The following is a 12,799-nucleotide window of genomic DNA, read 5'->3' on the forward strand; positions in this document are numbered from 1 at the left end:
TAATTATTTGAGTTATCTATGAAAGTAGACGATAAAATATAATAATTCACAATACGAAAAATAAAGCATGTATATTATAATATGCCCTATACGGTAAACAAAAAGTAAGAGCTAAGATTAGTTGTCTTAGCTCTTCTTCCATAAAATTCATGTTTTTTAAATACTATTTCACTTCATTAGCTACAAAAAATTGCTCACAAACACTGGAAATGCGCTGCAAATCTACGTTCCCACCAGATATAACCGCGACTACCTTTTTCCCTTTAATATATGGATCCACTTTCCCTGCAAGTAGAGCAGCAGTAGCTAATGCGCCAGCCCCTTCTACAACAGCTTTACCGCGTTGTAATAAGTCTTTCATCGCTACTTCTAATTCACCTTCTGATACAGTTACAATATCATCTACTAATTCTTTTACTATTTCAAAAGTTAAATCGCCTGGTATTTTAACTGCGCAACCATCTGCTATAGTAGGTGCCTCATAATGTTCTACAATCGTACCTTTGTCATAAGATGCCTTCATCCCATGAACATTATCTGCTTGGACACCAATAATATTAATGGATGGATTAAAAGATTTTAATGCTACAGCAATACCAGAAATAATTCCACCTCCGCCAATTGGTACAATGACAGTATCTACATCCCACATATCATCAAGAATATCTAATCCTATTGTACCTTGACCAGCCATTACTTCTATATCGTCATATGGATGTAAGTATGTTTCACCTGTTTCCTTAATAATCTCCTCACATTTTGCCTTCGCATCATCAAAAGTTTCACCATATAAAATCACTTCTGATCCATATCCTCTAGTTGCTTCAACTTTCGCCTGAGGTGCAGAAATTGGCATAACAATTTTACTCTTAATACTAAGTAAATGTGCTGATAAAGCAATTCCTTGTGCATGATTACCAGCGGAACAAGCAATTACTCCTCTCTCTTTTTCCTGATTTGTTAGCTGTGACATTTTATTAAATGCACCACGGAATTTAAAAGAACCCGTTAATTGCATATTTTCTAATTTCAAGTGAATTTCTCCGCCTGTTTTACTAGTCAAATAAAATGATTTTACTAATGGCGTTTTACGAGCATTTCTGTCTAAAATGTTTTGAGCTTTTTTAATATCATCTATATGTAACGGTAGTTTTTTAGTTATCATATTAACACCTCATCCAATGATCTATTCCTCAGTTTTCGTATATAGCAACTCCTTTATACGAAACCATCTATATTAAGAAAAAGTCTTTATATATGTACCTCACTCTGTAATACACACAGTTGTAAACAATTCAACATCCTCTTCATATCACGTTCTTTGTAATGATTCAGGCATGCAATTTGGATCCATTTATTCTTTTGTAAATACGCTGATTCATAATGGACGATATATCCTTGTAACGCCAACGCATCACCTACATCTTTAGAAGACTGACCTTCTTTTAATTGAATGGTAAGTATGATTGGTGCAGCATGTTCTTTAGGTGAAACAAGTTTTAAACCCATAGTAGTTATAGCTTGTTCAATATATGCATACGTCTCTTTTATTTTTTCAAATGCCATTTCATCATCAAATCGTTTTAAGGCTTCTTGCAATGCATACATTAAATTCCATGAATGAGAATATGGAATACTGTCATTTTCTTCGTACATACCAATGTCCATATAGGCCGGTAATGCCTCATTTACTTTCACATTGTGATTATAAAAAACGAAAGATAATCCAGTAAACGATTTAATTGCCTTTCCACTAACACCGCTTGCAAAATATACATCTTTCAAATCTATCGGTATTGCTCCAATTGAGCTAATGCAATCTACACATAGTTTCACTTTATACTTTTCACATAAAATATTTAGTTCGTCTAAATCATTTAACATTCCAGTTGATGTTTCATGGTGAACAAACCAAAGCCATTCATAATTGCCAGTTTCCATTATTTTTTCTAATTCGGTATAAATAAATGGTTCTCCCATTTCTATTTTATACGTATCAAAATGTAATTGCGCGCGTTCTGCATGTCCAACTAATCTATTACCGAATTCCCCATTTGTTAATACTAGTCCTTTCCCTTTTAAAGAACGTAACTGTAAAGCAATGGCATCATTTGCTAACGTCCCTGTTCCTAACAATATTTGCACACTTTGTGCTTTTGTCATTTGCAGTAAACGTTTTTTCACATTTTCCATTGTCACTTGAAATGACTTAGAACGATGCGAAATAGACTTAGTAGAAAATGCCTTTCGAACATTTTCTTCAATATCTACTGGACCTGGTAAAAATGTGTATTCTTTCGTCATTATTCCTCCTACACTCGACTCTTCAAACATAGCAGGGGTAACATACATTGGCTGAAAGGCTGCTTCTTCTGTTCCAACTAACGTATGGAAAGATTTGAATCCCATTTGTTCGTATAAAGGTAGTTCACGTGTTGTAGCAGAAATGAGTGCTAATTCATATCCATTTAGAAGCAAATAACGATGTAAAAAGCGAATTAAACCTAATAATGCTCTTCCATTTCGGTATTCACGTTCTACTGAAAGTAAACGAATTTCATATACATGTTCTCCATGTTCTTGCAAATACAAATCTAAATTTGTAATTTTATAGTCTAATGAGAATGGTCGTTTTCCTCGCAATGCAACCATACCTACTAACTTATCGTCATCTAAACAAATTAAATATGTATTTTCATCATGAAAACGATCAATACGAACACGCTCTTTCGTTTCTTCGTGTTGCGGAATTTCTTCTACAAATGTTTTATAATTCAATTTATGTATACATTCAAATTCCCAAGCTTGATCAGCAACTTTATATATTAACCCCATGCCTTCTCTCCTTTATGTATTGAATAAAAATTATAAGTGGAGATTTACTCCACTTATGAAAAGTTCGTTTCATTCTCGATTTACATATAAAATAAGTACAATGATAAGAGCACTTAAAATAGTCGTAACAATTGAGTAAGAATATAAAATCATGCAAACTGGTAAACAAGCGATTGTAATTAACCCTGGCTTAGTAAATCCTTTAAAGATTAAATAAAATATAATGAAAACAGCAACAAGAGTAAGCGCTATCAAATAATCAAATGCGATTAATCCTCCGATAAATGTTGATATGCCTTTTCCGCCCTTGCCTTTAAATACAATTGGATAAATATGTCCAAGTAAAACAGCCATTAAAGCTACCATTACAAATGTTGAATCTCCAAAAAGGTATTTTGCAATAGAAACTACGATTGCCCCTTTGATTGCATCACCTAAAAATGTAGCGATGAAATATCCTTTTCCATATACACGCCCCATATTTCTTGCACCAGGATTACCGCTTCCTTCATCCCGTATATCGACGTTATGTCTCCATTTCGTTACTATATAAGCGGTCAATATGTTTCCAAATAAATAAGAAACCACCAAATACAAAAATTGCATACTATTAATCATATAATCATTCACTTTCTACATGGGAATACATATACAATATTCAAGAACTATGTATATTGTACTTTTTTATCCACATCCCTTTATACATTTTAACATCATATATTTACAAATCATACAAAAATTCTCATGAAGCTATTTTTTAAAATATATATTCTTCATTAAATAATAGCTTCCTTTCACTGCTGGTTCTGATTGTGATACAAACGTAACATCTCCTATACTTTTCTCACAGCATTTCTTAAACTCAGCATATATTTCAGGAACGAAACGCAGTATGCTGCCACTTACTGCAATTGAAGCGGATAAATTAAACTGCATCTTATTGTAAATATTCACCGTCATTCTTGTTAATTCCTTAGCCGCTTGTAGAATAATTTTATGTGCATCATCATTCCCATTTCTCGCTTCCTCAATAATTAGCGGTGCAATTGCTGCAACTTTATCTTTTGAAAAACTATATACTAGTTGTTTTATATGAGACGATGTTAATAGTTGAAACTCGTCTTGAATCCTTAAGCTTAATGGACAAAGTGTAACTCCTTGATCAAATTGATTTGCCATTCTCTTTAAACCTTGTAACGCAATCCAATATCCGCTTCCTTCATCTCCTAAAATATGTCCCCATCCACCACTATACTCGTACACTTCTCCTTTCTTTCCAATACAAATTGCACCTGTACCGCCAATCGTTAAAATTCCATCCTTCCCTTTTAAAGCAGCTGCATGTGCAATCATTGCATCATTTAAAACTTCAATTTTTGTTCCGTACTTCTTTTTTAAACGTACTGTTAATTCATCCGTATTTATTCCACTTATCCCCGCTAACCCTAAACAAATACAAACGCAATGCCCATTTAATAATCCTTTCTGGCATTGATCAATCACTTCCGTAATATGCACAAAAGCTTCTTCAAAATCTATTAATATATTCCCAAAACCACTTGTAGCTCTTACAAGTTCATTTCCGTCTTTATCAAATGCAATCGCTTCTGTCTTCGTTCCCCCGCCGTCTATTCCAATCATGTACTTCATATGTTCGCCTCATTTTCATCATCTTATTGGAGGGAATGTTATATTCCCTAAAACTACAGATTGCGTTGCACCTGTTGCGCTCGGCACATTACTCGGATTACGATGATATGTTTCATTTGCTAAAATAGCAAATGCGATTGCTTCTTTCGCTTCTGAAGAATAGCCTATATCCTCCTGAAGGAATAATGTACATTTTTCTTCTTTCAATCCATGCCGTATCATTTCTACAAGTGTATCATTATAACTTCCGCCACCACCTAGAATTACCTCATCAATTTCATAATACGGCAAAATAAACTCCTTATAATGATAAACAATTGAACTTGCAGTAAACATCGTGAGAGTCGTCAATATATTTTCTTTACTATGCTTTTCAAACCGCTTCAATAATTCACTTACAAATTCTTCTCCAAACTGTTCTCTACCAGTTGATTTCGGTGGATTCATTTTCAAAAATGGATGACTCATACAATATGTCAAAATTTCTTCCACAACTACTCCTTGTTTTGCAACCTTACCATTTTGATCATATGGCAACTGAAATAACCTTTGACATACTTCATCCATTACCATATTACCTGGACCTGTATCAAATGCTATTACGCTCTTCTCACTTAGTTGACTTGGTATTACGGTAACATTACTGATCCCGCCAATATTTTGTAGTAGTCTATTTTTAGTTTGGTGACGATACAAAATAATCTCTGAATATGGTACAAGTGGTGCACCTTGTCCCCCTGCTGCCATATCCATCGTTCGAAAATTAGAAATAACTGTCGTTTTCGTTTCATACGCAATTACTGCTGGTTCTCCAATTTGTAATGTGGAAGGAATCATAGTACCATCTTGCTTTGGCTGATGATAAATCGTTTGTCCGTGAGAACCAATTACATCTAATTGTCCCAAAGGAAAATTGGCCTCTTTACAAACTTCCTTTACAGCACCTGCGAAGCATAAACCAAGTTTGAAATTTAAACTGCATATAAGTTGTACATTTGAATTTTCTATTGATAATGCCTGCTGGATCTCATTTTTCATATCATTACAAAACGGCACAGTAGTAAAATGTATTAGTTCAACTTTAGAACCTACACCTCTTCCTTCTATATGAACGAGTGCTACATCTATTCCGTCTAACGAAGTACCGGACATTACCCCTGCAATATACATAACATGCATAACCTCCCCTTACTAAAAAACAATCATGTAAGTTACAAACGTACAACCAATTGAAAATATTATAAATCTAAAAAACAACTGAGGCTTTGATGCAAATGATCCATCAATAAAAGAAACAACTACTGTAAGCAAAATACTTGCCGCAATGCTTGTAACAAGCCATATACTATGCATTTGTGATAAATTCAGCATTCTTAATAAAGGTACAAATAGTAAATTCGCACATATCACTCCAAATAGTAATAAAAATACACCTTTATAACTAAATTTTATATTCATTCCATTTCACCCTCTCTGGACTACATGTGAAAGAAGTGATAGGCAGAATACCTATCACTCATAAAGACAGTTTAAAAATCACGGATTAACAGATTCTCCGTCTCCACTCTTTTCAATTTCAAGCATATTTTTGTCGTACATTTTAAAGAATGGTAGATAAATAAGGAATGATATTGCTATATTTATTAAAACTAATACAACTGCACGCCAATCACCTCCTGTAGCTAAATATGCACCAATTGGAGCTGGTAGTGTCCACGGTGGCATAATGTGTGTTGGTGTTACAAATCCCATTGCAGTTGCAGAATATGCTATAGTAGCTGTTACTAGTGGTGTAATAACGAAAGGAATAATTAAGATTGGATTTAGGACAATTGGTAAACCAAATATAACTGGTTCATTAATGTTAAAAATTCCAGGCACAATACAACTTCTCGATAATGCTTTCGAATATTTTGATCTACCAAAAACTATCATGGCTAATACAAGTCCTAGCGTTGCGCCCGAACCACCAATCCAAATAAACCATTGATAAAACGGCTCTGGTGCAATGAATGGAAAATGGCTCGCGCCACTTGCTACAGCTTCACCGTTCTTCCCTAAATACACATCCCAAAGTGGTCTCGCAACAGTGCCTACAACGGATACACCGTGTATCCCGAAAGACCAGAAAAATGTAATTAAAAATACTGGTATAATAACGCCAAAGTAACTATCACCAGCTTTAACTAATGGTGCTGCTAATTTATCCACAACGTAATGTACATCTACTTTAAAAACGACAGTAATAATGCTCATAATAATAATAACGAAAGCCGCAGGTATAAGTGCTTCAAACGAACGCGCTACTGACGGTGGTACTTGTTCTGGCATTTTGATCGTTACGTTTTTCTTCTTACAAAATCTTAAAATCTCAACTGATAAAATAGAAACAATCATCGTCACGAATAATCCATGACCTCCGAGATTTGTCATCGGAAGCATAAACCCTTTTTTATCAATTAATTCAGGTGTTAACGTTAATAGCAAGGAACATACTGCAAGCTGTGCTCCTGATAAAGCATCTAGCTTATAACTTTTCGCTAAATTATATCCTATTCCAAATGCTATATATAACGACATAATAAACATCGTTAAACGATATGGTATTAATATACTTGTTTGATTTTTTAATGCCCAAACGGATATGAAACTATCTTTCGGTAATGGTGGAAATGCTACGATTAAAAAGAAACTTCCTACTATAATAAATGGTAACGCTGAAATAACTCCATCACGGATTGCTTGTAAATGCCTCTGTTCAGAAAGCCTTGCCATCGGTCCAGATAAGTTTTTATCAAGAAACGTGACAAACTTATTCATAACGCTTCCCCCTAACTAATTAATTCATTTACAGTTTTTAACAAAGCCGGTCCACCAAGCGGTGTATATGCTTGTGGCGGAATGATACCACACGGAATAGATTCCTCTTCTGCAAATTTTTTAACTGAATCGAATCGATGTCTTACTTGAGGTGCAACCATTACAACATCCCAGCCATTCTTCACTTCTTCTTCCACCTCATTTGTTCCAATCGCATGCACTTCCATGTTTACCCCTTTTTTCTCCGCTTCTTTTTTTAAAGCGTTTACAACAATTGCACTGGACATTCCTCCAGAACAAACGAATAAAACCTTCATTTATTAATCCTCCTATACTTATAAATTAGCCCCTTCGAATGAAAGGAAGTTTCACTTTACTAACAAGCATATGAAGAAGTGAAAGAATTTAGTTATGATGAAAGTAAATTTCACTAAAAATATTTTTCCTATTAAATTAATGTTTCAATATGTATTTTTCTCAATTGTAAGAACAACCTCAACTCGGATATCATATTAGTTAACGATATAATAGGGAGGCGTATAAATGATTGTTAAACGTTTATTAATGATATGTTGTATCGCCATCTTTTTTATTCCTTTCTCTTTCATTTTTCCTCACTCTACTTACGCTGAAGTAAATGCTACGTACAAAAAACATGAATTACGTGCTGTATGGATTGCATCTGTTCTAAATATTGATTGGCCCTCAAAAACTGGCTTACCCATCGAAAATCAAAAACAAGAATTTATTAGATTATTAGAAGATGTAAAAAACACCGGTATGAATGCAGTCGTTGTACAAATAAAACCAACTGCTGATGCTTTTTACCCTTCCCATTACGGTCCTTGGTCTGAATACATTACAGGTACACAAGGAAAAGATCCTGGATACGACCCGCTCGCATTTATGATTGAAGAAGCTCATAAAAGAAATATAGAATTCCACGCATGGATGAATCCGTACCGAATAACGATGAATCACACTGATATAAATCGATTATCAAATAATCATCCTGCAAGGCAACATCCGGATTGGGTTGTACCTTATGGCGGAAAATTATATTACAATCCTGGTATTCCAGAAGTGAAAAAATTTATAACTGAAGGTGCTTTAGAAATCGTGCAAAATTATGATGTTGATGCGATACATATGGATGATTATTTTTATCCATATAAAGTAGCAGGTGAAGAATTCCCCGATCAAAAAACGTACGAAACCTATAATAACGGTAGATTTACAAATATAGAAGATTGGCGACGTGACAATGTAAATGAACTTGTCAAAGATTTAAATACTGCTATAAAACAAGAAAAATCATACGTAAAGTTTGGTATAAGTCCGTTTGGCGTATGGCGAAATATAGCTGACGATCCAACTGGATCTAACACAACTGCAGGTCAAAGAAACTATGATGATCTTTATGCTGATACACGTGAGTGGATACAAAAAGGATACATTGATTACATTACACCGCAAATATATTGGAATATTGGTTTCACACCAGCTGCATATGACATATTAGTAGACTGGTGGGTAAAAGAAACAAATAATAAACCAATTCACCTATACATCGGTCAGGCAGCCTATAAAATTAATAATAACTCTGTCCTCGCTTGGTCTGATCCGGAAGAATATCCAAGACAAATTGCATTAAACCGGTTATATCCAGAAATAAAAGGTAGTATGCATTTTAGCTTAAAAGATATTAATAACAATCCACTTGGAGTTAAAGATAGACTCGCAAAAGACGTATATAAACATCCTGCATTAATCCCGCCTATGCCTTGGCTTGATCATGAACCACCAAAACAACCGACTTTAAAAGGAGCCATTCCAAGAGATGAAGGTATTGCTGTAGGTATCATTGATGATAGAGAGAATGACTCTGCTTATTACGCCATTTACCGTGTAAATGGCAAAAATGAAGTGGATATAGAAAATCCAAAACATTTACTTACTACTGTTAGAAAAACAAAGCTTGGAGAAATTTATATAGATAAAACAGCTATTTCTGGAGAGACGTATACGTATGTAGTAACTGCAATTGATCGATTGCATAATGAAAGTGCTGCATCTAGTCATACAACCGTTACAGCAAAATAACATCTAATAAAAAAAGCGCCTTAAAAGCTAAGAACTATAGCTTTAAGGCACTTTTTTTATTTATTTTTAAACTTCTCAGTCGCTGCTCTCATCTTCACATTCAAATCATGATCAATTGAATCACGAATATCTCGCTCAACTACTTCCATTTCTTTTTGGAAATTTTGCAAGTAGATTTTTAGTTCTTCTTCTTTTTCTGGTCGTTGTGAAGGTGGTAATTGTACGACTAACGATAGCATAGCAGTTAAATCTTTCATTAAGAATGTTTCAAGTTTATGTTGTTGTTCAAACATACGCTGCTCCTGATAATACGGCAAGGCATTTAATACTGAAATTGTAATATCATCAACCGTTCGTTGTAATGAAGGATTTATTGAGCGCTTATACGCTTGAATTGTATTTAATGCATCTGGATATCGATCATAAAAATACAATTTATAAAACGATAAGTCTGTCGGTTTTACTGTTTGCTGCGTTTCTTGTCTTAAAAAATCTTTTACTTTCATCGCCGCTACATCAATATCTTCATTTGTAAGTTTTTTCGTTGTTTTTGCCATTACATGTACTTTTTTCTGTTTTTCTTTCGGTAACATTGAGAATACTTGCTCTCTCGTACGTTGACCCGATGCACAGAAAAGAGTGTTTAATGTATACTGTTCTTTCTTTCCTTCTGTACGAATCCAGCGATAAAAGAGCGGATGTTGTGTAAATTCTTGTAGAAAAGGTAATGATTTATTCGATAACTTATCTAAAGAATCATGTGCTCTTTTATATGGTTTCGTCCATGAAAAATACAGTTTACGTCCGAAATATACAACTAAAACAACGACAGTAAATGCGATTAAAAGCAAAGTGCCTAATAGTACTAATACGGTTTGAATAAAACTCATTTTTTCACCTCCTCTAAAAGTCTGTTATTTCCTTGGACGCTGAATGAGTTTTTGTTTCATTTCATCATTAAATGTATCTAGTTCAATAACAAACTTCTTACTTGACTCGATAATACGTTCTGATGATTTCTCAGAAGCTTCAATCGCAGCAAATACATTTTGGAATGATTCGCGTAATTTATCCATGCTAATCGCAGGATTTTCAAGAAGTTTTGTTGTTTCTTCTGTGTTTTGTTTTAATGCTTGTGAGTTACTTAATACCATTGATTCAATTGCTTCATTTGTCGCATTCACTGCATCAATTGTTTTACGCTGATTTGTTAATGCTAACTGGATAGCAGCTGAAACTGTTACGACGTTTTGCGTCATCGTAATTGCATTACGAATTGCCTCTGTTAACTTTTCATTATTTTTCTTAATAATATCTACAGATGCGATAGATTGTAATAATACACTTTTCGCTTGCTGCATATTACGTGTACGCACTAGAATCTTTTCTAATGCATCGTTAATTAATGGAATATCTCTTTGACGTTCTGGATTTTGTTTCTCAGCTTCCAGCATGCCAGCGAGTTTTCTTCCTAAGTATACTTGCTTATCAAGTGCGTGAATTTTATCGTGCGATTGTTCTTTAAGCATTTCAAGACCAACTGTATCTTCTTGTAAGTTGTCACGACCAATTAGAAGGGATCTTATAATCTCCTCAATTTGCTTATCTATAGATTGATATTTATGCACGTATGTTTCAAGTGGATTTTTTTTGAATACTTTAAACATAATTTTCTTCATACCACTTGCTTTTAATGAATTCGGATCAAGTTCTGATACCACTTTTCGTAATTCTAACAATGTATTTGGAATTTCTTCGTTCTTTCCATTCATCATCGCTGTTACAGGACGTTTTAATGCTGATAACGTTTGTCCTGCTGCTTGTTGCTCTTTATCCCCTAAATCTCCTAGCTGGGACAATACTTTTGATAAATCTGTATTTTGCTCGCTATTTAACTTTTGTACATAAAGATCAGCTTCTTTATTCAGTTCCTCTAATTCTGCATCTTTTATAACTGTATCAACCACTACTTCTACATTATTATCTTTCACAATCGATACAGGTTCTTTTTTCTCGAGTTCAGTCAACAAAATCGCTCCTTTATTTATATGTGCGAATTTATATGCACTATATATTTCATCTCAATCATCGAATTCCACTTGTTTGAAACCGATTTTTCAAGAAATACCTGCATATGCAGTCATTCCCTGTTTCTTACTATAAGTATACCTGTAATCAACATAATTTTCCTCAGACTTAAGACCTAGAGAACGACATGCTGAAGGCGGATTCTTAATATGTTACATATATAAATTATGTTCTTTTTATCCTACTGTACGCAATCTTTTGACATACACCCTTTTTCAATGTGATAATTATATTGCGCTCACTCCTATTTCTTCTTGCGCGCTACGAATGCTCCATTTTGAAATGCTAATAACACCGTTTCAAACATTTCATCTTCTTCAATCATGTTTATAAACTCGGCTAACTCACTCGCATGAGAAGTAGCATTATCAACAACAAGAAAACCCTTTGGTTGTAAAATGCGTTTTATATGCTCAAGCCACCACATGTATTGCGTACGCTCTGAATCTAGGAAAATAAAATCAAATGAATGGTCTAGTTGCGAATCTAAAAATGCCCCTGCTTCTTGATTATGAACATCAATCCTTTGCAAAAGGTTTGCCTTTTCAAAATTGACAAGTGCCTCTCCAACTCGTTCCGAAGAAAGCTCTACAGTTGTTACATTTCCATTTGTTTCTTCTACCGCGTTTGCTAACCACAATGTAGAATAGCCATTAGAAGTTCCAATTTCTAAAATATTTTTTGTACTACATCCTTTTACTAAAATTGATAAAAATTGCCCCATTTCACGAGAAATATTCCGTAATTTTTCTTCCCGTGTTTTTTTATTTCGATCATGCTCTTCTCCATATTGTTCAAGTTGAAATAATAATGAATCTAACGTATCCATTTTTTCATCGCCTTTCCAAAGCAATATGATGAAAAAGCTCTTGCTGCCCGTCTACTTTCATTATATGCGAAACAAAAATCTTTTTCTCGTTATACGACAAAGATTTAATTTTTTTTATAGCATATTGTTTCGTTTTTTGGTAAAGTTAATTTCTACGTGCAATTATTCCATTCATACTATTTTTAATTCAATTGCAGTTGTTAAATCATATAAACCCCAATTAAATGAATCGGTATTTCAAATTCAATTAAGCGCCCTTTCCGGACGCATTTTCTTTTGTTTATATATTTCTAGAAGAAAGGATGCTTACAATGAACGTGATTAGCTTAGATGCTGCTCGAAAACGAAAACAGCATAAAAAATTAATGATTACTATACCGATTATTTCACGTATTTATGAAGAAGATGGGGAAATTAAATTTGAGGTAGCCGGCGAAAAAGATGTACCTCTTGAAATGTTAGAGAAATAAAAAA

Annotated in this window: 13 protein-coding genes; 2 read left to right on the forward strand and 11 right to left on the reverse strand. The window is 34.0% G+C overall.

Going from position 1 to position 12,799, the window contains the following annotated elements; translation table 11 throughout:
• Positions 1–163: 163 nt before the first annotated feature.
• The 8 genes from tdcB to MR113_RS07160 form a co-directional block, all read right to left on the reverse strand.
• On the reverse strand, positions 164–1,165 hold the full coding sequence (gene tdcB / locus MR113_RS07125) for a bifunctional threonine ammonia-lyase/L-serine ammonia-lyase TdcB (RefSeq protein WP_242252836.1): 1,002 nt from the start codon (positions 1,163–1,165) through the stop codon (positions 164–166).
• Between the two features lie 86 nt (positions 1,166–1,251).
• Complete coding sequence (locus tag MR113_RS07130) at positions 1,252–2,835, reverse strand: aminotransferase class V-fold PLP-dependent enzyme (protein ID WP_242252837.1); 1,584 nt, start codon at positions 2,833–2,835, stop codon at positions 1,252–1,254.
• Positions 2,836–2,904: 69 nt separating this feature from the next.
• The gene (plsY, locus tag MR113_RS07135) at positions 2,905–3,453 is read right to left on the reverse strand and encodes a glycerol-3-phosphate 1-O-acyltransferase PlsY (RefSeq protein ID WP_242252840.1); all 549 of its coding nucleotides are present in this window, start codon (positions 3,451–3,453) and stop codon (positions 2,905–2,907) included.
• A 132-nt stretch (positions 3,454–3,585) separates the two neighbouring features.
• The gene (locus MR113_RS07140) at positions 3,586–4,485 is read right to left on the reverse strand and encodes a BadF/BadG/BcrA/BcrD ATPase family protein (RefSeq protein ID WP_242252842.1); all 900 of its coding nucleotides are present in this window, start codon (positions 4,483–4,485) and stop codon (positions 3,586–3,588) included.
• A gap of 18 nt (positions 4,486–4,503) precedes the next feature.
• Positions 4,504–5,655, reverse strand: a complete 1,152-nt coding sequence (gene anmK, locus MR113_RS07145; RefSeq protein ID WP_242252947.1) for an anhydro-N-acetylmuramic acid kinase AnmK — start codon at positions 5,653–5,655, stop codon at positions 4,504–4,506.
• 21 nt (positions 5,656–5,676) lie between these two features.
• A complete protein-coding gene (locus MR113_RS07150; RefSeq protein ID WP_088030060.1) occupies positions 5,677–5,943 on the reverse strand; it encodes a hypothetical protein in 267 nt (88 codons plus the stop codon).
• 78 nt (positions 5,944–6,021) lie between these two features.
• On the reverse strand, positions 6,022–7,305 hold the full coding sequence (locus MR113_RS07155; protein WP_061679234.1) for a PTS sugar transporter subunit IIC: 1,284 nt from the start codon (positions 7,303–7,305) through the stop codon (positions 6,022–6,024).
• Between the two features lie 11 nt (positions 7,306–7,316).
• Positions 7,317–7,622, reverse strand: a complete 306-nt coding sequence (locus MR113_RS07160; protein WP_242252851.1) for a PTS sugar transporter subunit IIB — start codon at positions 7,620–7,622, stop codon at positions 7,317–7,319.
• Between the two features lie 226 nt (positions 7,623–7,848).
• On the opposite strand from MR113_RS07160, the gene MR113_RS07165 reads away from it, so the two are divergent.
• The gene (locus MR113_RS07165) at positions 7,849–9,408 is read left to right on the forward strand and encodes a glycoside hydrolase family 10-like protein (RefSeq protein ID WP_242252853.1); all 1,560 of its coding nucleotides are present in this window, start codon (positions 7,849–7,851) and stop codon (positions 9,406–9,408) included.
• Positions 9,409–9,464: 56 nt separating this feature from the next.
• On the opposite strand, the gene MR113_RS07170 is transcribed toward MR113_RS07165, so the two are convergent.
• From MR113_RS07170 to MR113_RS07180, 3 genes are all read right to left on the reverse strand, one after another.
• On the reverse strand, positions 9,465–10,298 hold the full coding sequence (locus MR113_RS07170; RefSeq protein WP_000008385.1) for a DUF3974 domain-containing protein: 834 nt from the start codon (positions 10,296–10,298) through the stop codon (positions 9,465–9,467).
• Between the two features lie 24 nt (positions 10,299–10,322).
• Positions 10,323–11,435 (reverse strand): toxic anion resistance protein, encoded by a 1,113-nt coding sequence (locus tag MR113_RS07175; RefSeq protein WP_000137398.1) that lies wholly within the window; start codon positions 11,433–11,435, stop codon positions 10,323–10,325.
• 305 nt (positions 11,436–11,740) lie between these two features.
• The gene (locus MR113_RS07180) at positions 11,741–12,325 is read right to left on the reverse strand and encodes an O-methyltransferase (RefSeq protein WP_242252856.1); all 585 of its coding nucleotides are present in this window, start codon (positions 12,323–12,325) and stop codon (positions 11,741–11,743) included.
• Positions 12,326–12,636: 311 nt separating this feature from the next.
• On the opposite strand from MR113_RS07180, the gene MR113_RS07185 reads away from it, so the two are divergent.
• Positions 12,637–12,795 (forward strand): hypothetical protein, encoded by a 159-nt coding sequence (locus tag MR113_RS07185; RefSeq protein ID WP_001100983.1) that lies wholly within the window; start codon positions 12,637–12,639, stop codon positions 12,793–12,795.
• Positions 12,796–12,799 lie beyond the last annotated feature (4 nt).

It is taken from the genome of Bacillus cereus group sp. BfR-BA-01379 (genome assembly GCF_022663605.1).
Lineage (GTDB): Bacteria > Bacillota > Bacilli > Bacillales > Bacillaceae_G > Bacillus_A > Bacillus_A mobilis.

Excerpts from the sequence above, each read along its gene's own strand:
- MR113_RS07130 (WP_242252837.1), bottom strand. The coding sequence starts at position 2,835 with ATGGGGTTAATATATAAAGTTGCTGATCAAGCTTGGGAATTTGAATGT.
- MR113_RS07165 (WP_242252853.1), top strand. The coding sequence starts at position 7,849 with ATGATTGTTAAACGTTTATTAATGATATGTTGTATCGCCATCTTTTTT.
- anmK (WP_242252947.1), bottom strand. The coding sequence starts at position 5,655 with ATGTATATTGCAGGGGTAATGTCCGGTACTTCGTTAGACGGAATAGAT.
- MR113_RS07150 (WP_088030060.1), bottom strand. The coding sequence starts at position 5,943 with ATGAATATAAAATTTAGTTATAAAGGTGTATTTTTATTACTATTTGGA.
- MR113_RS07140 (WP_242252842.1), bottom strand. The coding sequence starts at position 4,485 with ATGAAGTACATGATTGGAATAGACGGCGGGGGAACGAAGACAGAAGCG.
- tdcB (WP_242252836.1), bottom strand. The coding sequence starts at position 1,165 with ATGATAACTAAAAAACTACCGTTACATATAGATGATATTAAAAAAGCT.
- MR113_RS07155 (WP_061679234.1), bottom strand. The coding sequence starts at position 7,305 with ATGAATAAGTTTGTCACGTTTCTTGATAAAAACTTATCTGGACCGATG.
- MR113_RS07160 (WP_242252851.1), bottom strand. The coding sequence starts at position 7,622 with ATGAAGGTTTTATTCGTTTGTTCTGGAGGAATGTCCAGTGCAATTGTT.
- MR113_RS07170 (WP_000008385.1), bottom strand. The coding sequence starts at position 10,298 with ATGAGTTTTATTCAAACCGTATTAGTACTATTAGGCACTTTGCTTTTA.
- plsY (WP_242252840.1), bottom strand. The coding sequence starts at position 3,453 with ATGATTAATAGTATGCAATTTTTGTATTTGGTGGTTTCTTATTTATTT.
- MR113_RS07185 (WP_001100983.1), top strand. The coding sequence starts at position 12,637 with ATGAACGTGATTAGCTTAGATGCTGCTCGAAAACGAAAACAGCATAAA.
- MR113_RS07180 (WP_242252856.1), bottom strand. The coding sequence starts at position 12,325 with ATGGATACGTTAGATTCATTATTATTTCAACTTGAACAATATGGAGAA.